Here is a 24,481-nt window from a genome sequence, read left to right on the forward strand (position 1 = left end):
GGATGCCTCGCCCCTGCCACACGAGCGGCCGTGACTTACTCCTACAGCTCGCCGCCGAGCGACTGGCGCAGCAGGTGCATGAGCGCCGACAGCTGCACGGAATCGCTCGACTGCGGATCGACGGCCTCACCGTCGAGCGCGCGAGCGGCGAGGCCCTGCTTCGAGTCGATGAGCTCGGCGATCTTCGTGTCGATCGTGTGGGCCGCGATGATGCGCCACGCCGTGACGGGCTCGTCCTGGCCGATGCGGTGCACGCGGTCGATCGCCTGGGTCTGCTCGGCCGCGGTCCACGACAGCTCGGCCAGCACGACGTTCGACGCCGCCTGCATGTTCACGCCGACACCGGCCGCCGTGAGCGAACATACGGCGACGCCGACCGACGGGTCGTTGTTGAAGGCGTCGATCGCGGCCTGACGCGCGGTCGAGGTCTGGTCGCCGCGCAGCGACACCGTCTTCAGACCGGCGGCCGCGAAGTGCGCCTCGGCCTTGTCCATGACGTCGATGTGCTTCGCGAAGAACACGACCTTGCCCACCGAGCGCTGCAGCTGCACGGCGTAGTCCGCAGCGAGCTGCGCTTTGGCCTGGCCGATCCGGCGCACCATGGTGAACACGTTGTCGCCGCCGGTGCCGGCCGCTTTGGACTCTTCGAGCTCGTTGTGCGCCACGAGGCGCACGATGTCGTCGTCGACCTCGCCGGGGGCGAGCCCGCGGTCGCCGCGGGCCTCGAGGATGCGGCGGTACTTGTCGGCGAGACGGTGTCCGAGCTCGCGCTCGGCCTGGCGGATCGACCGGCCGAACTCGTCGTCGAGCTCCACGGGGAGGTCGGCGATGAGCTTGTCGGGGAGGTCGGCCGCGACATCCTTCTTGCGCCTGCGCACGATGCCCATCGAGATGACGGCGTCGCGCGCTTCGGGGTAGAAGGCCTTGTCGGCGGGCGTGAGCCCGGTCTCGTCGAGGCGCTCCATGAGGACGGGGCCCGGCTTCTCGCCGTTGGTCCAGCCGAGGAAGCGCCAGATCGCGTCGAAGTCCTCGACATCGTTGATGAGGGGCGTTCCCGTGAGGGCGAGCAGCAGCGGATCGCGGACCTGCTCGCGGATGCGGGTCGCGAGCGCGAGCACGTTCTGCGACCGCTGCGAGGTGAGGTTCTTGATGAAGTGCGCCTCGTCGACGACCATGCCCTTGAGGCCGATCGCGCTCAACCACGACAGGTGCCGATCGAGGATCTCGTAGTTGACGATGAAGACGTCGGCGAAGGCGTCGATGTCCTCCCCGTCGCCCGAGATGACCGTCGCGCGGCGCTGCGGCGTCCAGCGCTCCACTTCACGGGCCCAGTTCATCTTCACGACGTTGGGGACGACGACCAGCAGCGGGTAGGCGTCGGCGACGGATGCCGCGAGCACCGACTCCGCGGTCTTGCCGAGGCCGGGTTCGTCGGCCAGCAGGAACGTGCGGTGCCCTTCGCGGACCGCCTCGAGGAAGCGCGACTGGTGCACCATGATCTCGAGGCCCTTGGGCGACAGGCGGTCGAACTCGGGAACGGGCGGCAGCTCCATGGATGCCGTGCCGCCGCCGGCACCGGACTCGAACGCCTTGTAGAGCGGACCCATGAGCTCCCAGCCGTCGAGGCGACGACGCGGGGTCTCCTTCGGAGCGCGGGGGGTGAGGTCGGGCGGCAGGAACGGGTTGGCCTCGCGGCGCGCGTCGACCTGCGGCGGCACGACCTGGCGCTCGGCGAGCGCGGCCGGCACGACGGGAGCGCGCACGGGGGCGACATCCGTGATGATCAGCTCGTCGGGCGCGAGCTCCGCACCCGATTCGAGCAGCCAGTCGCGGCGCATGCGCTTGGCGACCGGCGAGGTGGCCTGGTCGACCTCGAGCAGCTGGATGAGGGAGGTGTCGCGCGCCGCCGTCTTGGCGAGGATCGTCGCGACGCCGTCGAGGCGCTTGAGCAGCTCGGCGCGCGCGGAGTCGGCCAGCTCGGGATCGGCTTTGATCTTCGCGCGCTCCTCGCGGACGAGGAAGGCGATGACCTGGAACTTGACGCGGTTCGTGGGTCCGAGCTTGGCGCGCTGCGCCTTGGCCTCGATCTCGCGCACCTTCCGGGCGAGGATCGGGATGATGGGGGCTTCGTCGTCGCGGCGGGACGGCGAGGGCTTGCGGCGTCGCTGCGATGTGCGAGCGGCGGATGCCGTGGTCGGCATGCTCCTCCTGAGCGTGTGAGCCGGATCATCCGGCGTTGTCCGGCGAGGGCCGGGTGAGGACTGTTCCGCGGGCGCCCGAGGTGTCGGACGCCCCGTCGACGCGGTGTCGGTGAGCGCGGGGCCGTTCGACACCGTGACCACCGACGCTGTGCCTGTCGACACGTCCGTCGCTGACGCGGATCGGAGCCGGGGTCTTCTCCGGCCGCGGGCACTCGCTTCTGCGAGCTGCGGCGTCGGGGCAGTGGCTCCGAGGCTCATTCTAGCCGCATACGCCGCCGGACGAGCGGAAGCGCGTGCGAAGACGGCGTTGCGAGACGTCGACGGACGGGTGTCTCAGCCCCAGAGCGTCGCCGCGACGTCCTCCGTGTAGCCGTCGACGATGAAGCCGACCCACGACGTGGAGACCCAGCCGTTGCCGCGGAAGAAGTGCGACTCGCCCAGACTCACCTGGTTGTCGTCGAGATCGATCGTCGTGCGCTCGAGGGCGCACAGCGTTCCGCTGGCGACGGGGTCGCAGAGGAAGCCGACCGCCTGGAGCGCGACGATGAGCTCCTGCGCCTGCTCCTGCGCGATCAGCGACACGTTCGTGGCGAGGCCCTGCTCGCTGGGCACGCCCCACGTGCAGCGCAGCGTCGGGATGCCGGAGTCGAGGAGTTCGAGCGCCTCGACGATCTGCGACGAGCCGAGGGTCAGGCCGGGGTCGTTCAGCGGCGGATCGGCCGCTTCGAGCGCGGCGCGCATGGCCGGCGAGTAGATCGAGTCGCAGTCGGCGGGCAGCGTGATGTCGTCGGGTCCGAGCGTCGGCGTCGGCGACCCGGTGGCGCTCGGGGAGGGCGCTGCGGAAGCCGTCGGCGTCGGCGACGAACTCGCGCTGGGGGTGGGCTCGGGCTGGCAGCCCGCGAGCGCGAGAGTCGCGATCGAGAGGGCCGCGGCGACGCCGAGGATGCGGGCGCGCTGCAGAGCGGTGGGCACAGAAGCCTCCATGGATCGAGGTGTCCCCCGACCCTACTCCCCGCCCGCCACCGTCTCCTGCCAGCTCGACAGCGTGCCGGGATCGTCGGTCACGATCCCGTCGACGCCGAGCGCCGTGACCTCGTCCCACTGCGTGTCGCTGTTGAGGGTGTAGACCACCACGCGGAGACCGGCCGCGTGCAGGTCGTCGACGAGCTCCGGCCGCTGCAGCACGGCGCGGCGGTCGATCACGACGCCGCGCGCTCCGATCTCCTCGACCGCTCCCACGACGTCCTGCGGCACCTTCTTGAGGATCACCAGACGCGGGATGACCTCGGATGCCTGACGGGCGAGCGCCAGCGACCGCGCGTCGAAGCTCGACACGACGATGCGTCGTTCGAGGTCGCGCGCGTCGATCTCGGCCACGAGACCCGTGATCGCCTCGGCATCCCACACGCCCTTGAGCTCGACGAGCGCCCGTCCGCGCGAGGCCTCCAGCACGGCGAGGAACTCCGCGAACGTCGGAACGAGCGCTCCGGCGAACTCCGGGGAGAACCACGATCCGGCGTCGAGGGCGCGCACGGCATCGAGCGGGAGCTCGGAGACGCGTCCGCGCCCGTCGGTCGTGCGGTCGACGGTCGCGTCATGCAGGAGCACCGGATGCCGGTCCGCCGTGAGGGTGACGTCGACCTCGACGTAGTCGAACCCGCCCGACAGCGCGGCCTCGATCGCCGGCAGCGTGTTCTCCGGCGCGGTCGCTCCCCCGCCTCGATGGCTGGCGATGAAGGCCTGCTCGCCGGGCGTGCGCACGTCGCCCATGAGCTCGGTCGCACTCACGCGCGCAGGAGTGACCCCCATCAGGGCGATCGCGATGCTCGCGACAGCGAGCACGCACACCACCACGAGGGCCTGCATCCGGTCGCTCGCGCGGACGGATGTGGCTTCGTCGGGCATCGGGTATGTCCTTCGTGTGACGTCACGTCTTCTTCGACGTGGCGCCCACTCTACATGCGCCGTTACCTTTTCGTTACGCTTTTTCGGGAGTCGCTCGCGTGTCGCGTCGCACAGCGATGACGGCATCCCACAGCGCTTCCGCAACCTCTCGCTTCGTGCCCGCGGACTCCCCCCTCACGACTCCGCGGCCGTCGACGAAGACGAGGGCGTTCTCGGCGCCCTCGAAGCCCTTGTCCCACCCGACTTCGTTCGCCGCGAGCAGGTCGACGCCCTTCCGCAGGGCCTTGCGGCGCGCGCGCTCGACGAGCGTCTCGCCCTCCTGCGGAGTCTCGGCGGCGAAGGCGACGACGGTCCGACCGGCCGGGGCATCGCGCGCGAGCCCCGCCACGATGTCGGCGTTCTCGACGAGTTCGAGGGTGAGCCCCGCCCCCGCAGCAGACTCCTTCGTGAGCTTCGCCGGCGACACCTCGGCGACGCGGTAGTCGGCGACGGCCGCCGCCATCACGACGACGTCGGCGGACTCGGCTGCGGCGGTCACGGCATCCTGAAGCTCCTGCGCTGTGCCGGCATGCTGCACGCGCAGGCGCCGATGAGCGGATGCCTCGGCCAGCACTCCCTCGTCCACGTGGGCGGCGATCAGCACGACCTGCGCTCCGCGGTCGGCGGCGGCGAGCGCGACGGCGACGCCCTGGCGTCCGCTGGAGCGGTTGCCGAGGAAGCGCACCGGGTCGATGGGCTCCCGTGTGCCGCCGGCGCTGACGACGACCGTCATGCCGGCGAGGTCGGTGCGCGGAGCTGCGACCGCCAGTGCGGCGGCGAGGATGTCGTCGGGCTCGGACATGCGGCCGGGCCCGCTGTCGCCGCCGGTGAGCTCTCCGTCGGCGGGACCCACGATGTGCACGCCCCGCTCGCGGAGGGTCCTCACGTTCGCGGTCGTGGCCGGATGCCGCCACATCTCGGTGTGCATGGCAGGGGCGACCACGACCGGCGCCGTCGTGGCAAGTAGGGTGGTGCCCAGCAGATCGCCCGCGAGTCCGGCCGCCATCTTCGCCAGCGTGTTCGCGGTCGCGGGCGCGACCACGACGAGATCGGCGGACTGACCGAGAGCGACGTGCCGCACACTCGCGACGTCGTCGTGCACCGATGTCGTCACGGGGTTGCGGCTGATGGCCTCCCACGTGGGAATACCCACGAACCGCAGAGCGTCATCAGTGGGGACGACGTGCACGTCATGCCCGCCCCGCACGAAGAGACGGACGAGCTGCACCGCCTTGTACGCGGCGATGCCGCCTGAGACACCCACGACGACGAACACGCTCCGATCCTCCCACGCCGCAGCGCGGCGGTGGCGAGGTCGACGCAGACCGCATCCATCCGATCGGAGAGAACCCGCCCGATGTGCACCGTGATCATCCGCGTCCCCGCAGCCCCGCACGAGCCCGTGCGGCTGCTCGCCGTCCGGGACGAGGATCCGCACCGTGCGTGGGACGCGCTGGGGCCCTCGTGGCCCGAGACGCACCCCGGTGTCGTGGGCGTCCGCGACAGCCGTGCGGGCGGCGCCTGGCTCGCGGCCGATCCCGCGCACGGCCGGCTCTCGGTGCTGCTGAACCGCGCCGACGTGTCGACACGCCCCGGCGACGAGCTCGTGTCCCGCGGCGGCCTCGTGCTCGCCTCGGTGGCGGGGACCTCACCCGAGTCGGGCTCCGAGCCTGCGACGCACGGCTTCAACCTCGTCGAGGTCGACGGAGCCTCGGCGCGCGTCGTGACGTGGGACGGCGACGCGGTGCGCACGACCGAACTCGCTCCGGGCACCCACATGATCGCCCACGACGACGTCGACGACCCCGCGACGGGTCGCATCCAGCGGTGGTTGCCGGAGTTCCGCGACGCCCCGCACGCCGACGCGGAGGCGTGGTGGACCCCGTGGCTCGACGTCCTCGCGCGCTCGTCCGAGCTCCCGGCGGCCGACGAGGCGGCGATCATCCGCGACAACCGTCCGCTCGGCTACCCCACGCTGTCGCTCCTGCTGTGCGCGGCGGAGGTGTCGCCGGGGCGCGCGGACGTGCGCTACGGCGAGCTCACCGAACCCGGCGAGTGGAACGCCCTCACCTTGTCCTGACCGGCGCGACTCACCCTGCCCCGACCTCGAGACAGGGGATTCGGGCCGACACAGGTCTCTCAGGCCCCTGGTTCGGCGCGAATCCCCTGTCGCGAGGAAGAGCGGATGCCGGTCAGGCCATCGACTTCGGGTGCCAGACCGTCTTGATCTCGGTGAACGCGGTGATGCGCTGCAGGCTCGGGGTCGCGGCATCCGGACCCTGCTCCGGCGGGAGGACGCGCGTGAGCGTCTCGGCGGCCGCGATCTGCAGAGACACCCAGTCGATGCCGCCGGCGCCCACGAGGTCGAGAGCAGCGACGTCGGGGTGCGAGGCGATCCACGGCGCGATCTCGGCCGGCGAGCCCGTCAGGACGTTCACGACGCCTCCGGGGACGTCGGAGGTCGCGAGCACCTCGGCGAGGCTGATCGCCGACAGCGGGAACTGCTGCGATGCGATCACGACGACGGTGTTGCCCGCCACGAGGGCCGGAGCGACCGCCGACACGAGGCCGACGAGCGCCGAGTCCTGCGGCGCCACGATGCCGACGACGCCGGTGGGCTCGGGCACCGAGATGTCGAAGTACGGGCCGGCGACGGGGTTCGCACCACCGGTCACCTGTGCGTACTTGTCGCACCAGCCGGCGTACCAGACCCAGCGATCGATCGCCTCGTCGACCTCGGCGTTGGCCGCCGATACGGAGGCGCCGGTCTGCTGCACGATCTCGTCGACGAACTGCGCGCGGCGGCCCTCGAGCACTTCGGCGACGCGGTACAGCACCTGTCCGCGGTTGTACGCGGTGGCCCCCGACCACGGCTTCGCGGCCGCGAGAGCCGCCTCGACGGCATCCCGACCGTCCTTGCGCGACGCGAGCGCCGCGTTCGCGAGGAACTCGCCCTTCGGCGAGACGACCTCGTAGGTGCGGCCGGACTCCGTACGCGGGAACTTGCCGCCGATGTAGAGCTTGTAGGTCTTCGGCACGGCGAGACGCTTGGTCACTTGCCGGCTCCCTTCAGGTAGGCGAGCAGGCCGTGACGGCCGCCCTCGCGGCCGTAGCCGGACTCCTTGTAGCCGCCGAACGGGCTCGACGGATCGAAGCGGTTGAACGTGTTGGCCCAGATGACACCGGCCCGAAGGCGATCGGCGACCGCGAGGATGCGCGACCCCTTCTCGGTCCAGATGCCGGCCGAGAGGCCGTACGGCGTGTTGTTCGCCTTCGCGATCGCCTCGTCGGGCGTGCGGAAGGTGAGCACCGAGAGCACCGGTCCGAAGATCTCGTCCCGGGCGATGCGGTGGCTGGACTGCACGTTCGTGAAGACCGTCGGTGCGAACCAGAAGCCCTTGTCGGGAATCGCGCAGTCCGCGGTCCAGCGCTGCGCACCCTCCTCCTCGCCGATGCGGCTGAGCTCGCGGACGCGGTTCAGCTGCGCGAGGGAGTTGATCGCTCCGATGTCGGTGTTCTTGTCGAGGGGATCTCCGAGGCGCAGCGTCGACAGCCGCGCCTTCAGACGATCGACGACCTCGTCGTGGATCGACTCCTGCACGACCAGACGGCTGCCCGCGCAGCAGACCTGGCCCTGGTTGAAGAAGATGCCCGTGACGATTCCGTCGACGGCCTGCTCGATGGGGGCGTCGTCGAAGATGATGTTCGCGGCCTTGCCGCCGAGCTCGAGCGTGACCTTCTTGTCGGTGCCCGCCACCGCCTTGGCGATCTCCCGGCCGACGCCGGTCGAGCCGGTGAACGCCACCTTGTCCACGTCCGGATGCCGCACGACGGCCGCACCCGTGGCGCCGGCGCCCGTCACGATGTTGACGACACCGGGCGGGAGGTCTGCCTGCTGCAGGATCTCGGCGAACAGGAGCGCCGTGAGCGGCGTGGTCTCGGCGGGCTTCAGCACGACGGTGTTGCCCGCAGCGAGCGCGGGAGCGAGCTTCCACGCGAGCATGAGCAGCGGGAAGTTCCACGGGATGACCTGCCCGGCCACACCGAGCGCGCGCAGGTTCGCGCCGAGCCCGGCGTAGTCGAGCTTGTCGGCCCAGCCGGCGTAGTAGAAGAACCATGCGGCGACGAGCGGAACGTCGACGTCGCGGCTCTCCTTGATGGGCTTGCCGTTGTCGAGGCTCTCGGCCACGGCCAGCTCGCGTGCCCGCTCCTGCACGAGGCGCGCGATGCGGAAGAGGTACTTGCCGCGGTCGCGGCCGCTCATCTTCGACCACACCTTGTCGTAGGCGCGACGCGCTGCGCGAACGGCGGCATCGACATCCGCTTCGCTCGCCGATGCGATCGTCGCGATGTGGGATTCGTCGGCCGGGGAGATCGTGGCGAAGGTCTCGCCGGTGCCGGGGCGGAACTCGCCGTCGATGAAGAGTCCGTACTCGTCCTTCAGCGACAGGATCGAGCGGGACTCGGGTGCGGGGGCGTATTCGAGGAAACTCATGTCTGTCCTAGTCGATCGTCACGTAGTCGGCGCCGGTGTAGTGGCCGGTCGCGAGCTTCTGCCGCTGACGGAGCACGTCGTTGAGCAGGCTCGACGCACCGAAGCGGAACAGGTGCGGCTGGAGCCACTCCTCCCCCGCGATCTCGGCCACCGTCACGAGGTATTTGATGGCGTCTTTCGACGAGCGGATGCCGCCGGCGGGCTTCACGCCGATCTTCTCGCCGGTCGCGCGGTACCAGTCGCGCACGACCTCGAGCATCAGGAGGGTCGTCGGCAGGGTGGCAGCGGGCTGCACCTTGCCGGTCGAGGTCTTGATGAAGTCGCCGCCGGCGAGGATGGCCAACCACGATGCGCGCTTGATGTTGTCGTACGTCTTCAGCTCACCGGTCTCGAGGATCACCTTGAGCGACGCGTACGTTCCGTCCTCTCGACGGCAGGCCTGCTTGACACGGGCGATCTGATCGAAGACGAGGCCGTACCGCCCGGCGAGGAACGCCCCGCGGTCGATCACCATGTCGATCTCGTCGGCTCCGGCCGCGACGGCCTCCGCGGTGTCGGCGAGCTTGATGTCCATCGACGCGCGGCCGCTGGGGAACGCCGTCGCCACGGCCGCGACGCTCACTCCGCCGTCGTCCGGGTCGCCGTGCGCCGAGCCGAGGGCCTCGACGGCGTACGGCACCATGTCGCCGTAGACGCACACGGCGGCCACCCGCGGACACGCGGGGTCGGAGGCATCCGGGTTCAGCGCCTTCGCGACGAGCGAGCGCACCTTGCCGGGCGTGTCGGCGCCCTCGAGCGTGGTCAGGTCGATGAGCTCGATGATCTTGTCGAGAGCCCAGGCCTTGGACGTCGTCTTGATCGACCGGGTGCCGAGGTCAGCGGCGCGCTGCTCGAGACCCACGGCGTCGACGCCGGCGAGTCCGTGGAGGTAGCGGCGCAGCGTGGTGTCGTCGGGCTCCCCGCCGAGCAGCGCGACCGCCCGCTCGGGCAGCGTCTGCAGATCGGTGCGACTCATGGATTCCCCTCTGTCGGAAGCGGGGTGATCCCCCGCGATTCGCCCATGGCGGGCGGATGGCTCGCGTGTCGCAGCAGCACCACGACGCCGATGGCGACGACGACCGCGAAGGCGATCGTCAGCGCGAAGAATGCGAACCAGTTCGCATCGAGCGCCAGCACGATTCCGGCTGCCACGACCGCGATGGCCGCTGCGGCCAGTTTCGAGCCGAACTTCAATCCTACCGCCGGAGTCAGCTTTCCGGCGGGCGCGTCGTCCCGGGCGAGGATGAGGTCGGCGAAGGCGTCGAGGGTGGCGAGCAGCGCCGCCGAGTACGCGACCGCGCAGCCGAGGGCGCCCCAGAGGTTGACCGGCTTGGCCGTCGCGGAGACGTCGGCGACGAAGGTGACGAAGGCGGCGTCCACGTCTCGATCGTAGAGCGGGCCTCAGCGCGGGTCTACGGGCGTCGTCGGCATCCCGGGCGTCGGCGGTGCCTGCCCGAGGAGCTGGTCGAGCAGCTGGTCGGGCGTCAAGCCGCGGTGGGCGGCTTCGGCCTCGAGGCGCGACACGGCGGCGGACGAGGCCGCCGGACGCTCGCGGGGAGCGCGCAGGAGGAGCGACACGACGGGGACGATCACCGCGCCGAGTGCCGCGAGGATCGCGAACACGCCGACGACGCGGCCGAACGTGTCGCCTCGGATCGTCTCCGACCACCAGATCGCATACAGGGTCAGGCCGAGCACGATCGCGAACAGCGCGAGGGTGGCGACGAGGCCGATCCGGACGGCCGGCTGGTCGCGGTCGGCGAGCAGGAGTAGGAGTGAGGCGAACGCGAACGCGACGGTCAGAGCGATCCCGCTCCACGTGAGTTCCAGGAGCGCATCGAAGGGCGGGGTGAACGGGCCGCGATACCAGATCAGCCAGACCACGAGGCCCGCCGACAGCACCGACACGATCGCGCCGACGATCCCGAAGACGCGCAGGCGCCGCCCGGCGAGGGCCGCGCAGCACAGCACGGCGATGCTGAACGCGCCGATGACGGCCGTCGTGCTCAGGACGCGCCAGCCGTCGTCCCCCAGCGAACCGCCGAGCAGCACGACGATGCCGCCGAGGGCCGCGATACCGAATGACGCGATGATCACCGCGACGACGATCCTCCGGAACAGTCGCAGCCGGTCGCGCGGCGCCGAGCCCTCGCGGGTCATGTGAGAGCCCCGCGGACCCGGACGACGTCATCCGCCATCTGCGTCTTCAGCGCATCGATCCCCTCGAAGGCCACCATGCCGCGGACGCGGGAGACGAACTGCACCTCGACGAGGTGTCCGTACAGGTCGAGATCCGTCTCGTCGAGCACGTAGGCCTCGACTTGGCGCGCGACGATATCGTCGAACGTCGGGTTGGTGCCGACGCTGATCGCGGCGGGGTAGCGGATGCCGGGGCGCAGGCCATCGGCCGAGCCCTCGTCGATCAGCCATCCGGCATAGACGCCGTCGGCCGGGACGAACCCCTCGAGATCGACGGACAGGTTGGCGGTCGGGTAGCCGAGCTCCCGCCCGCGCTTCAGGCCATGGACGACCTCGCCCCAGACGTACGGCGCGCGGCCGAGCAGCTTCGCCGCCGTCGTGACGTCTCCGACGGCGAGAAGCTCGCGGATCCACGTGGACGACACCCGACGGTCGGCGTCGAGCGAGCGCACGTCGCCGACGACGTCGACGCGGAAGCCGAACTCGGCTCCCAGCTCGCGCAGCACGTCGGGGGTTCCCGCTCCGCCGCGGCCGAAGCGGAAATCCGCTCCCACGAGCACGCTGCGCGCTCCCAGTGCGCGGACGAGGATGCTCTCCACGAACTCCCGCGGGGTCAGGTTGGCGAGCGCTTCGTCGAAGCGCAGCAGCAGCGTCGCGTCGATGCCGGTCTCGCCGAGGAGCTGGATCTTCTGCGTCGCGCCGATGAGGCTCTCGGGGCACAGCTCGGGCCTCAGGAGCGCGAGCGGATTGCGGTCGAACGTGACCGCGACGACCTGGGCGTCGCCGGTGGCGGCCTCGACGCGCGCGCGTTCGAGGATGGCGCGATGGCCCGCGTGCACGCCGTCGAACTTGCCGATCGCGACCACCGACGGACCGAAGCCGGCCGGGACATCGGTCGGCTCGCGGAAGACGATCACCACGACACCCGTGCCGCGGGCTCCTCGGCCGGCGCCGCGGCGACGGCCGAGTGCGGCGGATGCGTCACGAGCCACCACAGTCCGAAGAAGGGCAGCACGAGGGGGATGAAGAGATAGCCGTAGCCGAACCACGACCACACCGTCGGGTGCTGGAAGATCGCCGGGAGCAGCAGCGACAGGGTGCCGATGATGAGCACTCCCGCGAGCTCGAACGAGATCGCGATCCACGCGACGAGGTACCACGTGCGCGACCCCGCGAACACGAGGGCGAGGGTCGCGACGATGTACACGACGGCGGCCACCGCCGAGAGCGTGTACGCGAGCGGCGCCTGGTCGAACTTCTCGACGATCTGGACGAACGAGCGCCCGGTCGCGGCGAGCGCCATGATGGCGTAGACGATCACGAGGACGCGGCCGATGCCGGACATGCGGCGGCGCGGAGCAGGGGGTGTGGAGGAGGACATCGCCTCACCAGCTTAGGACGGATGCCGTCGCCGGGGAGCGCCGGTCAGGCGACCTGGACCGTCCAGATGGCGTGCATCCGCCACACCATGACGGCGACCGCGAGAGCTGCGACACCCATGATCACCGTGCTCCAGCGGCTGCGCTCCAGAAGCGCCCAGACGACGGCCGCCGGGGGAAGCAGGGCCGCCGACACGAGGTAGACCCAGAACTCCAGGAGCGATCCGGTGGGCGGGTTCCCGGCGAGCGGGGCGACGATCGCGACGACGATCTGGGTGAGCAGCAGCACTTCGACGAGCCCGAGCGCCCCGACCGAGAGGTCGCTCGGACGCCGACCGGCGAATCCGAGGATGAGACACAGGAGCCCGGCGGCGACCGCGACGCCGACCTGGGCGATCGTGAACCAGAGGATCATCCGGATGCCTCCTCGGGCATGTTCATGGCGCTCTTGACGTCGTCCCCGCGCTTCTCGACGATTCCGACGAGGACGCCTGCGGGATCGACGGCCGCGGACGGCACGGACGGCAGCCTCGCCGCGGCACCGGCCAGTCGCTTGCCGTGGCGGAGATCCCGCGCCTCGTCGGCGGTCACCGCCAGTCGTCCCAGCACGGCCGTGGCAGCGTCGGCGGGGGCCAGTCCCTCTGCGACGGCGAGGTCGTCGAGGGATGCCGCATCCTGCACGTCGAATGGACCGATGCGCGTGCGCCGGAGGGCCGTGAGGTGCCCGCCGACACCGAGCGCCGCACCCAGGTCGCGGGCGAGGGCACGGATGTAGGTGCCGCTGGAGCAGTCCACGACGACGTCGACATCCACGACGTCACCGGCATCCGCCCGCACGTCGAGCACGTCGAACCTGGTCACCTCGACCTCGCGGGCCTTCAGCTCCACGTCTTCGCCGGCTCGCACGAGGTCGTAGGCGCGTCGCCCCGCGACCTTGATGGCCGACACGCTGCTGGGCACCTGGGAGATGCGGCCGCGGAGCGGAGCGATCGCGGCCTCGATCCGGTCCGTGGTGAGGGCGGAGACATCCGTCCGCCTGGTGATCTCGCCCTCGGCATCGTCGGTGTCGGTCGCCACGCCGAGGCGGATCGTCGCCTCGTAGGTCTTGTCGAGGCCCACGACGTAGGTCAGCAGGCGGGTCGCGCCCTCGACCCCGAGCACGAGGAGCCCCGTGGCCATGGGATCGAGCGTGCCGGCGTGGCCGATCTTGCGGGTGCCGAGGGCTTTGCGCGCGCGGGCGACGACGCCGTGACTGGTGATGCCACCCGGCTTGTCGACCAGGAGCACCGAGGCTGCGGCCATCAGCAGAAGTCCCGGAACGTGCGGCGCGGGGCGGCGACGTCGGTGTTGTCGACGATGGCGGATGCCGCGGCCCGCGGATCGCCGTCTCTCAGGTACAGGTCCATCCCGAGCCGGTAGCGGCGGTTCGACTCCGCGAGGAAGTCGGGGTCGCCGCCGTCGCGCGCGGCCATGCGCTCGAACGCGACGTCCGCGGGCGCATCGAGCCAGACCGACCAGTGCCAGATGCCTCGGAGCTCGGGACGGTTCAGGAAGATGCCGTCGACGATGAGCACGGCATCCTCGGGGCCGGTGACCCAGCGGGACTCGACCGGGATGTCGCGCTGCACGTCGAACGCCGCGAGCTGGAAGCCCGTGTCGGGCATCCGCGCCCCTTCGCGGAAGGGGTCGATCAGCACGCGGCGGAAGGTCGCGTAGTCGAACGAATCGCGGTAGAAGCCCTCCGGGCTCGTGCGCCCACGTGCGTAGCGCTCTTCGCGGGGACGGTGGAAGCCGTCGATGGAGGCGTGGAACACCGCCGAGCCGTCCTCCGCGAACACTCGGGCGAACGACTCGGCGAACATCGTCTTGCCCGCCCCGTCGCGCCCGTCCACCGCGACGATGATGCGTCCGCGCGGGTAGTCGCGCCGCACCTCGTCGCGCAGCTCGCGCTGGAGCGTCGTGACGGGGGTCGTGGGCTGGCGCATGCCTCCAGCCTAGAACGCCGGTGCACGTCGCCCGCGCCTAGGCTGATCCCCATGCCCGACCTCGCGACACCGCTCATCGCGTGGTACCGCGACAACGCGCGAGACCTGCCGTGGCGGCGACCCGGGTTCGGTGCATGGGGCACGCTCGTGAGCGAGTTCATGCTGCAGCAGACGCCGGTCGCGCGCGTCATCCCTCATCTGGATGCCTGGCTCGCGCGCTGGCCGACACCGACCGACCTGGCCGCCGACCCGCCGGCGGAGGCGGTGCGTCAGTGGGCGAATCTCGGCTACCCGCGACGGGCCCTGTGGCTCCACCGCGCGGCAGTCGAGCTGCGCGACCGGCACGGCGGCGAAGTCCCCCGCGACGTCGAGGCCCTGCTCGCCCTCACCGGCATCGGCGACTACACCGCGCGCGCCGTCGCCGTCTTCGCGTTCGGCGACCGGCATCCGGTCGTCGACACCAACACCCGACGGGTCCTCGCCCGTGCGATCGACGGGCGCAGCCATCCCTCGCCCCCGGGAAAGCGCGATCTCGCGGCCATGGAGGCGATCCTCCCGGCCGATGACGTCGATGCCGCGGTCGTCAACGCCGCCGCCATGGAGCTCGGCGCCGTCGTGTGCACGGCCCGCGCGCCCCGCTGCGAGGCGTGCCCGCTCGCCGCCCTCTGTGCCTGGCGGGCGGATGGATATCCCGACACGGGTGACGAGCGACGACGCCAGGCGAAGTACGAGGGCAGCGACCGGCAGGCCCGCGGTGCCGTCCTGAAGGTGCTGCGCGACGCCTCTTCGCACGAGGTGCCGCTCGACGACGTGATCGCCGACTGGCCCGATGCCCGCCAGCGCGACCGCGCGATCGACTCGCTCATCGCCGACGGACTCGCCGAGGCTTCGGCGGGAGCCCTCCGACTCCCCCGCTGAGCGCACGCGGAAGGGGCGGGGGGATCGCTCCCCCCGCCCCTTCGACGATTCACGCCTTGTCGGACTCCTCGTCCGTGCCGGCGACGACCTCGACCGGGTCGTCGCCGTCGTCGTCCTCGTCGAACTCGCGCGGCTTGACGTACGGATCGGCGTCTCCCGCGTACTGCGCGCCCGCGGCGAGGCCGGCGACGGCCTCATCGCGCTCGCGCGCTTCGCGCAGCAGGTCGGCGATGTGGCCGGCGCTGTCGGGGATCGCGTCGAGGATGAACTCGAGCGACGGCGTGAGGCGCACGTTCAGGTGCTTGCCCACTTCGCTGCGCAGCATGCCGGTCGCGGCCTTCAGCGCCTGGGCCGACGCGTCGCGCTCCTCGGCCGAGCCGAGGACCGTGTAGAACACGGACGCGTGCTGCAGGTCGCCCGTCACGCGCACATCCGTGATCGTGACGAACCCGAGCCGTGGGTCGCGGAGGCCCTTCTCCAGACGCTCCGCGAGGATGACCCTGATCCGGTCGCCCAGCCGTGCCTGACGTTCGTTTGCCATGACTCTTCCTTTCGACAGGTGAGGGGCGTCCGATGGACGCCCCTCACCGTTGTGCGATCAGCCGCGAGGCTTCTCGATCAGCTCCGTGGTCTCGATCTCGTCGCCGACCTGGATGTCGTTGTACTTGCCGAGGCCGATGCCGGCTTCGTAATCGGTACGCACCTCGGTGACGTCGTCCTTGAAGCGACGCAGCGACTCGATGGCCAGGCCGTCCGCGAGGACCACGCCGTCGCGGATGACGCGCGCCTTCGCGTTGCGCGTGATCGTTCCCGAGCGGACGATGACACCGGCGATGTTTCCGAACTTCGAGGAGCGGAACACCTCACGGATCTCGGCCACACCCGACTGGACCTCTTCGTACTCCGGCTTGAGCATGCCCTTGAGGGACTGCTCGACGTCGTCGATCGCGTTGTAGATGACGGAGTAGAAGCGCGTGTCGACGCCTTCACGCGAGGCGCGCTCGCGCGCCTTCGTGTCGGGACGCACGTTGAACCCGATGATGATCGCGTTGTCGATCGTCGCGAGGTTGACGTCGGACTCCGTGATCGCACCGACACCGCGGTGGATGATGCGCAGCTGCACGGAGTCGTCGACCTCGATCTTGAGGAGCGACTCCTCGAGCGCCTCGACGGCACCCGACACGTCGCCCTTGATGATGAGGTTGAGCGACTCGACCTTGCCCTCCTGGAGAGCGCGGGTGAAGTCCTCGAGCGAGATGCGCTTGCGGGCCTTGGCCAGCTGGGCGTTGCGCTCGGCAGCCTCTCGCTTCTCGGCGATCTGGCGGGCCAGGCGGTCCTCGTCGGTCACGATGAACGTGTCACCGGCGCGGGGCACGGAGTTCAGACCCTGCACCTGCACGGGACGCGACGGCCAGGCCTCGAGCACGGGATCGCCGTTCTCGTCGGCCATCGCACGCACGCGGCCGTAGGCCGTGCCCGCGACGATCGCGTCTCCGACGCGCAGCGTTCCGGACTGGATGAGCACCGTGGCCACCGAACCGCGGCCCTTGTCGAGCTTCGCTTCGATCGCGACACCGCGTGCGGCCTTGTTCGGGTTCGCCGTGAGGTCGAGACCCGCGTCCGCCGTGAGGAGGACCGCGTCGAGGAGCTCCTGGATGCCGAGGCCGTCACGGGCCGAGACATCCACGAACAGCACGTCTCCGCCGTACTCCTCGGCGACCAGGCCGTACTCGGTGAGCTGCTGGCGCACCTTGGCCGGGTTGGCGTCGGGCTTGTCGACCTTGTTCACCGCGACCACGATCGGCACGTTGGCGGCCTGGGCGTGGTTCAGCGCCTCCACCGTCTGCGGCATGATGCCGTCATCGGCGGCGACCACGAGGATCGCGAGGTCGGTCACCTGCGCACCACGGGCGCGCATGGCGGTGAACGCCTCGTGACCCGGGGTGTCGATGAAGGTGATGGCGCGCTCGATGCCGTCGTGCTCGGTCCAGACCTGGTACGCACCGATGTGCTGCGTGATGCCGCCGGCCTCGCCCGCGACCACGTTGGTCTTGCGGATGGCGTCGAGCAGGCGCGTCTTACCGTGGTCGACGTGACCCATGACGGTGACGACCGGCGGACGGATCTCGAGGTCGTCCTCGCTCTCCGCCTCCAGCTCGGCCTCGAGATCGAGACCGAAGCCCTCGAGGAGCTCCTTGTCTTCGTCTTCGGGAGAGACCATCTGGATCTTGTAGCCCAGCTCGGCGCCGAGCACCTCGAACGTCGCCTCATCGAGGGACTCGGTGGCCGTGGCCATCTCACCCAGGTTGAAGAGGATCGTCACGAGCGTGCCGGGCTGCACGGTGTAGCCGGTGATGGCCTCGATCTTGTCGGCGAAGTCGGCGATCGATGCGCCGCGGCGCATGCGGATGATCTCGCCGTTGCCTCGGGAGACGTTGACGCCACCGACGACCGGCGCCGACCGCATCTCGAATTCCTGCCTCTTCGCCCGACGCGACTTGCGCTGCTTCGACTTGCCGCCGCCCTTGCCGAAGGCACCCGCGGTGCCACCGCCGGGACCACGGCCACGGCCGCCGCCACCACCGGGACGACCGGCGAAACCACCGGCCGGAGCACCACCGGGCGCTCCACCGGGACGCTGGAAGCCGCCGCCGGCACCGCCGGGACGACCGGGACCGCCGGGGCGCTGCTGGAACGGAGCGCCCGGACGCCCGCCGCCACCGGGGCGACCCGCGCCACCGGGACGCGGAGCGCCGGGGCGAGGGGCACCGGGACGCGGCGCCTGCGGACGGGGGATGTTGCCGGGAGTCGGGCTGGGGCGCTGGCCCATGCCCTGAGCCGAGGCGAAGGGGTTGTTGCCCGGCCGCGGGCCGGCGGGACGCTGTCCCATGCCCTGAGCCGAGGCGAACGGGTTGTTGCCGGGGCGCGGTGCGCCACCCGGTCGGGGTGCCGCCGGCGTCGCGCCACCGTCACCGGTGGACTGCGCTGCCGCCGGTGCAGCCGGAGCTGCGGGGGCAGGGGCGGGCGCCGCCGGAGCGGCGGGGGCCGGAGCAGCCGGCGCGGGAGCGGCCGGCGCCGCAGCGGCGGGAGCCGGCGCGGGAGCGGCCGGCGCGGGAGCCGGAGTCGCCGCAGGAGCGGCGGGGCGTGCGGGGCCCGGACGGGCGCCCGGGCGTGCGGGCGCTGCGGGGCGGGCTGCAGCGGGCGCTGCGGGCTTCTCAGCCGACTGGCTGGCACCGTCCGCCTCGAGGGCGGCGCGGAGCTTGCGGGCCACGGGGGGCTCGATCGTCGACGAGGGGCTCTTCACGAATTCGCCGAGCTCCTTGAGCTTGGCCAGTGCCACCTTGCTGTCGACTCCGAGCTCCGAGGCGATCTCGTGCACACGGGGTTTGGCGTTTGCCACAATTCTCCTGTCTGGGATCCACCCAGGCAGGGCAGACCGTTAGTCGCGGACGGGACTCATTTCGAGCCGTTCACTTTGATTCCATAGCCGTTCAGCCTTTTCGCTGCAGGTGCCGTTCGATGGTCTGCGTGTCGAGCTGGCCCGACACACGCAATGCACGCACGAAGGCGCGACGCCGGATGGCGACATCCACGCACTCGGACGTCTCGTGCACCCACGCGCCCCGCCCCGAGAGCTTCGCGCCCACGTCGATGACGAGGGCCGAATCCACGGCGACCACTCTCAGGAGAGAGGATCGGGGAGCACGCGCGCGGCATCCGACGCACGTTCGTACAGGGACCATGTTATCACCGGGGCGGTACGCCCCGGACCCCCTTCGTCATCACCGGGGCGGTATGCCCCGGACCTCCTTCGTCATCACCGGGCGCCGCGCGCAGGACGCCCGATCAGGCGTCTTCGAGGATGCTGTCGGGCTGGATGTCGATCTTGGCGCCCGTGAGCTTGGCGGCGAGACGCGCGTTCTGCCCCTCCTTGCCGATCGCGAGCGACAGCTGGTAGTCGGGCACGAGCGCCCGCACGGCCTTGGTGTTCGCGTCGAGGATGAAGCTCGAGGTGACCTTGGCGGGAGACAGCGCGTTCGCCACGAACTTGGCGAGCTCGGCGTCGTAGTCGACGATGTCGATCTTCTCGCCGCTGAGCTCCTCGGTGACGGCGCGCACGCGGCGGCCGAGCTCGCCGATGCAGGCGCCCTTGGCGTTGATGGTCGGGTCGTTGGCCTTGACGGCGATCTTGGTGCGGTGACCGGCTTCGCGGGCGAGCGAGACGATCTCGACGAGACCGTTCGCGATCTCGGGCACTTCGAGTGCGAAGAGCTTGCGCACGAGGCCCGGGTGCGTGCGCGAGACGGTGATCTGCGGGCCCTTGGTGCCCTTGGAGACCGAGGTGACGTAGACGCGGAGACGCGAGCCGTGCGGGTACTGCTCCCCCGCGACCTGCTCCTCGGGGGGCAGGATCGCCTCGACGGTGCCGAGGTCGACGTGCACCATGCGCGGGTTCGGACCCTGCTGCACGACGCCGGCGACGATGTCGCCCTCCTTGCCGCGGAACTCCCCCAGCACGGCGTCGTCGGCGATGTCGCGCAGACGCTGGCTGATGACCTGCTTCGCGGCGAACGCGGCGATGCGGCCGAAGTCCTCGGGGGTGGACTCCTCTTCTCCGATGACGATCTCATCCTCGTCGAGCAGCGGCACGAACACGGCGACGTGACCGGTCTTGCGGTCGAGCACCGCCCGCGCGCCCGCCGGAAGCTCGCCCGTGGGCGACGTGTGCTTGGCGTAGGCGGTCAGAATCGCCTGCTCGATGATGCTGACGAGCTCCTCGAAGGGGATCTCCTTCTCGCGCTCGACCGTTCGCAGCAGACCCAGATCGATGTCCATGGTGACCTTCCCTATTCAGCTCTCGCCCGGCGTTGTCTCCGCCACGGCATCCACACAACGTTACCCGATGCCGGCCCTCGGATCACCGGGAGCGGGTCAGCGCGTGCAGGAGTCGATGTCGGTCGTCGCGGGCGTGAAGCGCAGCTCGGTCCACCGCAGCAGCACCGGCACGAGGGGCGACGACGGCTGCAGGACGTCCTGATGGATGCGGTCGGGGTACTCCGTGGCGCGCAGCGGCTGACCGGCCTCGCAGAGCTTGTCGACGAAGTCGCGCTGCGACGACGGCGGGATGACCTCGTCCTCGGCGCCCCATGCGATGAACAGGGGCGCCGTCCACGGGCCCGTCGGCACGTTCTGGGCGAGGCGGCGCCCCAGGGTTCCGCTGGTGAGGTCGCCGGAGTAGAGCGGGCGGTCCTCCGAGACCCCGAGCGCCGTGAGCGCCGAGACCATCACGCCCGGTTCGCTGAGGCATCGGGCCGTCATCTCGCGCACGATCGTGCGGGCTCCGGGGGTGACGTAGTCGTCGAGGTCGATCTCCGGGTACGTGTCGGCGTACGGGACGAGCACCCACGACACGAGCACCGACAGGAGCGCGCCGGCGTCGCTCTGCGAGAGCTCCTCCGCCAGAGCGACCGGGTCGGCCGCCGGGGCGATCGCGGCGGTTCCCACGACGGTCAGGCGCGGCGCGTACTCCGCTGCGATCTGCGAGGTCCACAGCGCCGCGTGGCCGCCCTGCGAGTGGCCCCACACCGCGATCCGGCTCATCGGGTGCAGCCGCGGCAGCTCGCGCAGCGCCAGCGCGGCATCCAGCGCCGACCGCGCCTCGCCCTCGCCGATGAGGTACGGGAAGATGCCGGGAGCGCCCTGGCCCGAATAGTCGGGGGCCACGACGATCCATCCGCGCGCGATCGCCTCGTCGAGACCGGGGATCGCCCACTGCGTCGCCGTGCCGTCGCTGAGGCTCGGAGCGCAGCCGCGCGCGACTCCGGTGGTGCCGTGGTTCCACACCACCACCGGCTGAAGGCCCTGCTCCGGCGGCTCGGCCGGTGCGATCACCATCGCGCTGCCGACCGCCGGCCGGCCCAGCGCATCCTGCGTCGTGTAGAGGATGCGGCGCACTTCGGCGCCCTGCGGCGCGCGGCCGGTGTAGGCATCCGTCCGGATGATCCGGCCGTGATCCGCGGGCACCTCGCTCGGCGGGTTGTAGAAGCTGTCGACGACCGGCGCGCCGGCCTCCAGCCAATCGCTCAGGAGCCATCCCCCGGCGGCCGTCGCCACGAGCAGCATCGACAGGGCGATGCGGCCGACATCCGCCCAGACGCGGCGTGCGCGGGATGCCGCGCGCTTCGTCGTCTCTGCGGATGACCGACCGACCGCGGCCAGCGCCGTGCCGCCGCGCACGAGGAGCGCCGCACCGAAGACGATCGTGCGCACTCCGAAGACGACGGCGACGACCAGCACGGTGACGTCGGGCCACGTCAGGGCCAGGATGCCGAAGACGATCTGCGACCCGCCCCACGTCGCCGAGAGGATGCGCTGGCTGAACCGCCCCCGCGACACGGCCTGACCGAGGGAGGCGAGCCCCGCGAGCATGAGCAGCACGCCGAGGGTGGGCGGGAGGTTGTCGATGTCGCGGCCGAGCCAGATCAGCAGCGCGATGCCGCCCACCACCCAGCCCGCCGCGAGCGCCCGGCGCCATCTCGATCCTTCGGCGCCGGCGAAATCGAGGACACCGGCGACGATCGCGCTGAGGCCGAGGTACACGCCGAGGAGGGCCAGCGAGGTCAGCGGCCGGAAGACGATCAGGATGCCGAGCACGACGATCACGAACCCGATCGCGATGAGCAGCGGAGGCCTTGCCGTGCGATCGAGCAGCCGCGGCAGCGCGCTCCGTCGCGGAGCGCGCTGATGGGACTGCGCCGCCTCCGTCACTCCGTCATTTTATTCGGCCCCTCCCCGGGAGGACGCCGCGAGCGCGCATGGCGAGGCCGTACGCTGGGTCGCGTGATGCGCACCGAGGCCAAGCGGGCGGCACGCGCGGCCGAATCGTCGGCGACATTCCGCGTCCTGGCACGGTCGGGCTTCGCGGCGAACGGCCTCGTGCACATCCTGATCGGTGTGATCGTCCTGGTCGCCGCCCTCGGCGGGCGCGGCGAGTCGGATCAGGCCGGCGCCTTCAAGGCCATCGCCGCGGCACCCCTCGGGTTCGTCGTGCTCTGGGTGATCGCCGTCGCCCTGTGGGCGCTCGCCGTCTGGCACTTCGCTGAAGGACTGCTCGCGCGTGCCCCGGGGTCCGACGCGACCGACGTCGCGAAGAAGTGGGGCCTGCGGGTGTCGGAGTGGGGCCAGGCCGCCGTCTTCGCGGCACTGGGCGCGATCTCGGCCGCCGTCGCGCTCGGCGCCCGTCCCGACGCTGATGAGGCCGCACAGGTGACCAGCCGCGGCGTGCTCTCCCTCCCGGGCGGGGTGTTCCTGCTGGGCGCGGTCGGGCTGGGCGTCCTCATCGCCGGGATCGCGTTCTTCGTGATGGGCGTCCGCCGCAGCTTCCGCACCAAGGTCGAGATCCCCTCCGGCGGTCTCGGACGCGGGATCGAGGCCCTCGGCGTCGTCGGATTCGTCGCGAAGGGCGTGGCGCTCGCCATCATCGGCGTGCTGCTGCTGATCGCGACGGTGCGTCTCGATCCGGATACCGCGGGAGGCCTCGACGGCGCGATCGATGCGCTCCTCGCCCTCCCGTTCGGACCCGTCCTGGCGGGGATCGTCGGCGTGGGGTTCCTCGCGTACGGCGTCTTCTGCGGATTCCGCGCGCGGTACGCGAAGCTCTGACCCTCGGTCGCTGCGTAGTTCGCGGCATCCGTCTTGTCAATCCCGTGACGTCGCCGCCGGTCGTGGGCGACGCTCGGAGTATGACGGAGATCACAGGAACAGAAGCGGCCGCGAAGGCGAAGGAGCTCGTGGAGGACATCGACTTCACGATGCTGACGACACAGGACGGCGACGGGAACCTCGTGAGCCGGCCCATGAGCACACGCCAGATGGACGAGAACGGCGACATCTGGTTCTTCACCTCCGAAGACACCAAGAAGGTCGAAGAGGCCAAGGCCGACCGCGACGTAGGGCTGTCGTACTGCGACGCGAAGGGGATGCGCTACGTGTCGGTCGCCGGGAAGGCGAGCATCGTGCACGACGAGGCGAAGATGAAGGAGCTCTACACGCCGAGCCTCGACATCTGGTTCGAAGAGGGCCTGGACACTCCCGGGATCGCACTGCTGCGCGTGACGCCGGTCGAGACCGAGTTCTGGGAGCCCGCCCACGGCAAGATCGTCATGGCGGCGGGCATGCTGAAGTCGCTGTTCACGAAGGACACACCCGACGACGACATCATGAATCACGGTCGCATCGTCGGCTGACCGCTTCGTCACTTCGCGAGAGCGCGCCCTCCGGGTGCGCTCTCCAGTGCGTTGACGGCACGGATGAGGTGGAACAGCGAACCGACGTCGAACTGGTCGTACTCCATCACGAGCCGAGGAAGACCGAGGCGGTCGTCGTCACGTCGTTCGGCCGCGAGCGGTCCGCTCCGCTCGATGCGACCGCCCGTCAGCAGGTGACCGAACCGCGCGTTGAGGTCGTCGACCTCGGCATCCGTCGGCTCCGAGCGGAGCCTCAGCACGAGGCGCCTGCCCACCCACCGCAGCGAGTCGTAGTTGCGCCAGAACTCGGTGACGGCGTCGGCCGCGACGGTGACCGAGTCGGTGGTGAGCACGCGATCGAGGTCATCCGGCGAGATGACACCCGAGGGGATGAGCTGATCCTGCACGTACTGCCGGAACCCGGTCCAGAACGTGCCGCCGGGGGCATCGAGCAGCACGATCGGCGTCGGCTCCGCCTTGCCGGTCTGCTGCAGCGTGAGCAGCTCGAAGAGCTCGTCGAGCGTGCCGAAGCCGCCGGGCACGCAGATGAACCCATGGGATTCCTTGATCAGCATGAGCTTGCGGGTGAAGAAGTACTTCATCGCCACGACCTTGTCGCTCTCGGCGATCAGCGCGTTGGGCTTCTCCTCGAACGGCAGCCGGATCGACACCCCGATCGAGAAGGCCGGACCCGCCCCCTCCGCCGCGGCCTGCATGATGCCCGGCCCCGCGCCCGTGACGACCATCCACTCCCGCTCGGCGAGGGCGCGTGCGACATCCGCGGCCGCCCGGTACAGCGCGTCGTCGGGACGCGTGCGGGCGGAGCCGAAGATCGTGACCTTGGGCACGTCGCGGTACGGGGCGAAGAGGCGGAACGCCGCGCGCATCTCCGTGAGAGCGGCGGACGTGATCTTCAGATCGAGCCGCGACGTGGTGTCGAGACCGAGCCCCACGCCGGTGGCGAGGATGCGCGCGACGAGGTCGACCTCATCGGTGATGCCCGCATCGGCGATGAGCCTGCGGATGTCGTCGGTGACCTCGGACGGGATGAGGGAGTTCTCCGGCATGCCTCCAG

General features: G+C 70.8%; 24 protein-coding genes. 4 read left to right on the plus strand and 20 right to left on the minus strand.

All coding sequences use genetic code 11. The annotated features are described in order from the left end of the window. Positions 1 to 41 precede the first annotated feature (41 nt). The 4 genes from B0B14_RS09070 to coaBC form a co-directional block, all read right to left on the minus strand. Complete coding sequence (locus B0B14_RS09070) at positions 42 to 2,201, minus strand: DEAD/DEAH box helicase (RefSeq protein WP_076681071.1); 2,160 nt, start codon at positions 2,199 to 2,201, stop codon at positions 42 to 44. A gap of 333 nt (positions 2,202 to 2,534) precedes the next feature. Beyond that, the gene (locus tag B0B14_RS09075) at positions 2,535 to 3,173 is read right to left on the minus strand and encodes a hypothetical protein (protein ID WP_256714314.1); all 639 of its coding nucleotides are present in this window, start codon (positions 3,171 to 3,173) and stop codon (positions 2,535 to 2,537) included. 33 nt (positions 3,174 to 3,206) lie between these two features. Beyond that, a complete protein-coding gene (locus B0B14_RS09080) occupies positions 3,207 to 4,106 on the minus strand; it encodes a glycerophosphodiester phosphodiesterase (protein ID WP_076681073.1) in 900 nt (299 codons plus the stop codon). Positions 4,107 to 4,179: 73 nt separating this feature from the next. After that, on the minus strand, positions 4,180 to 5,421 hold the full coding sequence (gene coaBC / locus B0B14_RS09085) for a bifunctional phosphopantothenoylcysteine decarboxylase/phosphopantothenate--cysteine ligase CoaBC (protein ID WP_076681074.1): 1,242 nt from the start codon (positions 5,419 to 5,421) through the stop codon (positions 4,180 to 4,182). 81 nt (positions 5,422 to 5,502) lie between these two features. Here coaBC and B0B14_RS09090 point away from each other — a divergent pair, with 81 nt between their 5' ends. Next, the gene (locus B0B14_RS09090; RefSeq protein WP_076681367.1) at positions 5,503 to 6,225 is read left to right on the plus strand and encodes an NRDE family protein; all 723 of its coding nucleotides are present in this window, start codon (positions 5,503 to 5,505) and stop codon (positions 6,223 to 6,225) included. A gap of 112 nt (positions 6,226 to 6,337) precedes the next feature. Here B0B14_RS09090 and B0B14_RS09095 read toward each other — a convergent pair whose 3' ends face one another. The 10 genes from B0B14_RS09095 to B0B14_RS09140 are packed head-to-tail and all read right to left on the minus strand — an operon-like array spanning position 6,338 to position 14,242. Continuing rightward, a complete protein-coding gene (locus tag B0B14_RS09095; protein ID WP_076681075.1) occupies positions 6,338 to 7,201 on the minus strand; it encodes an aldehyde dehydrogenase family protein in 864 nt (287 codons plus the stop codon). Continuing rightward, complete coding sequence (locus B0B14_RS09100; RefSeq protein ID WP_076681076.1) at positions 7,198 to 8,640, minus strand: aldehyde dehydrogenase family protein; 1,443 nt, start codon at positions 8,638 to 8,640, stop codon at positions 7,198 to 7,200. Before B0B14_RS09100 ends, B0B14_RS09095 begins: the two co-directional genes overlap by 4 nt. Before the next feature lie 7 nt (positions 8,641 to 8,647). Then, the gene (gene deoC, locus B0B14_RS09105) at positions 8,648 to 9,655 is read right to left on the minus strand and encodes a deoxyribose-phosphate aldolase (RefSeq protein WP_076681077.1); all 1,008 of its coding nucleotides are present in this window, start codon (positions 9,653 to 9,655) and stop codon (positions 8,648 to 8,650) included. Next, on the minus strand, positions 9,652 to 10,059 hold the full coding sequence (locus tag B0B14_RS09110) for a hypothetical protein (protein WP_076681078.1): 408 nt from the start codon (positions 10,057 to 10,059) through the stop codon (positions 9,652 to 9,654). The genes deoC and B0B14_RS09110 overlap by 4 nt, the downstream gene beginning before the upstream one ends. A gap of 21 nt (positions 10,060 to 10,080) precedes the next feature. Then, a complete protein-coding gene (locus B0B14_RS09115; protein WP_076681079.1) occupies positions 10,081 to 10,839 on the minus strand; it encodes a hypothetical protein in 759 nt (252 codons plus the stop codon). Next, a complete protein-coding gene (locus B0B14_RS09120; protein WP_076681368.1) occupies positions 10,836 to 11,795 on the minus strand; it encodes a bifunctional riboflavin kinase/FAD synthetase in 960 nt (319 codons plus the stop codon). Before B0B14_RS09120 ends, B0B14_RS09115 begins: the two co-directional genes overlap by 4 nt. Continuing rightward, complete coding sequence (locus B0B14_RS09125) at positions 11,792 to 12,259, minus strand: hypothetical protein (protein ID WP_076681080.1); 468 nt, start codon at positions 12,257 to 12,259, stop codon at positions 11,792 to 11,794. Before B0B14_RS09125 ends, B0B14_RS09120 begins: the two co-directional genes overlap by 4 nt. 44 nt (positions 12,260 to 12,303) lie before the next feature. Continuing rightward, positions 12,304 to 12,672 carry a hypothetical protein gene (locus B0B14_RS09130; protein WP_076681081.1) on the minus strand — a complete coding sequence of 123 codons (369 nt, stop codon included), beginning with the start codon at positions 12,670 to 12,672 and terminating at the stop codon, positions 12,304 to 12,306. Further along, complete coding sequence (truB, locus tag B0B14_RS09135; protein ID WP_076681082.1) at positions 12,669 to 13,559, minus strand: tRNA pseudouridine(55) synthase TruB; 891 nt, start codon at positions 13,557 to 13,559, stop codon at positions 12,669 to 12,671. Before truB ends, B0B14_RS09130 begins: the two co-directional genes overlap by 4 nt. After that, positions 13,559 to 14,242 (minus strand): nucleoside/nucleotide kinase family protein, encoded by a 684-nt coding sequence (locus tag B0B14_RS09140; protein ID WP_076681083.1) that lies wholly within the window; start codon positions 14,240 to 14,242, stop codon positions 13,559 to 13,561. Before B0B14_RS09140 ends, truB begins: the two co-directional genes overlap by 1 nt. 51 nt (positions 14,243 to 14,293) lie before the next feature. On the opposite strand from B0B14_RS09140, the gene B0B14_RS09145 reads away from it, so the two are divergent. Beyond that, positions 14,294 to 15,160 carry an HhH-GPD family protein gene (locus B0B14_RS09145; RefSeq protein WP_076681084.1) on the plus strand — a complete coding sequence of 289 codons (867 nt, stop codon included), beginning with the start codon at positions 14,294 to 14,296 and terminating at the stop codon, positions 15,158 to 15,160. 49 nt (positions 15,161 to 15,209) lie between these two features. Here B0B14_RS09145 and rbfA read toward each other — a convergent pair whose 3' ends face one another. The 5 genes from rbfA to B0B14_RS09170 all read right to left on the minus strand — a co-directional run bounded on the left by rbfA (position 15,210) and on the right by B0B14_RS09170 (position 21,928). Beyond that, entirely contained in the window at positions 15,210 to 15,701 is a 492-nt protein-coding gene (gene rbfA, locus B0B14_RS09150) for a 30S ribosome-binding factor RbfA (RefSeq protein WP_076681085.1), read from the minus strand. A gap of 57 nt (positions 15,702 to 15,758) precedes the next feature. After that, entirely contained in the window at positions 15,759 to 18,539 is a 2,781-nt protein-coding gene (gene infB / locus B0B14_RS09155; RefSeq protein ID WP_076681086.1) for a translation initiation factor IF-2, read from the minus strand. Between the two features lie 112 nt (positions 18,540 to 18,651). Continuing rightward, a complete protein-coding gene (locus B0B14_RS09160; RefSeq protein WP_076681087.1) occupies positions 18,652 to 18,903 on the minus strand; it encodes a YlxR family protein in 252 nt (83 codons plus the stop codon). A gap of 103 nt (positions 18,904 to 19,006) precedes the next feature. After that, the gene (gene nusA, locus B0B14_RS09165; protein ID WP_076681088.1) at positions 19,007 to 19,996 is read right to left on the minus strand and encodes a transcription termination factor NusA; all 990 of its coding nucleotides are present in this window, start codon (positions 19,994 to 19,996) and stop codon (positions 19,007 to 19,009) included. 96 nt (positions 19,997 to 20,092) lie between these two features. Further along, a complete protein-coding gene (locus B0B14_RS09170; protein WP_076681089.1) occupies positions 20,093 to 21,928 on the minus strand; it encodes an alpha/beta fold hydrolase in 1,836 nt (611 codons plus the stop codon). Positions 21,929 to 22,003: 75 nt separating this feature from the next. Between B0B14_RS09170 and B0B14_RS09175 the strand changes: the two genes are divergently transcribed. Together B0B14_RS09175 and B0B14_RS09180 are read left to right on the plus strand one after the other, a co-directional pair. Then, a complete protein-coding gene (locus B0B14_RS09175) occupies positions 22,004 to 22,822 on the plus strand; it encodes a DUF1206 domain-containing protein (RefSeq protein WP_076681090.1) in 819 nt (272 codons plus the stop codon). Between the two features lie 80 nt (positions 22,823 to 22,902). Beyond that, positions 22,903 to 23,406: a pyridoxamine 5'-phosphate oxidase family protein gene (locus tag B0B14_RS09180; RefSeq protein ID WP_076681091.1), complete on the plus strand. Its 504-nt coding sequence runs from the start codon at positions 22,903 to 22,905 to the stop codon at positions 23,404 to 23,406. 8 nt (positions 23,407 to 23,414) lie between these two features. Here the strand turns inward: B0B14_RS09180 and B0B14_RS09185 are convergent, their stop codons facing one another. Then, positions 23,415 to 24,473: an LOG family protein gene (locus B0B14_RS09185; RefSeq protein ID WP_076681092.1), complete on the minus strand. Its 1,059-nt coding sequence runs from the start codon at positions 24,471 to 24,473 to the stop codon at positions 23,415 to 23,417. Between the last annotated feature and the right edge of the window lie 8 nt (positions 24,474 to 24,481).

The sequence above is a fragment of the Microbacterium sp. RU33B genome (genome assembly GCF_900155915.1).
In the GTDB taxonomy this organism is placed as follows: domain Bacteria; phylum Actinomycetota; class Actinomycetes; order Actinomycetales; family Microbacteriaceae; genus Microbacterium.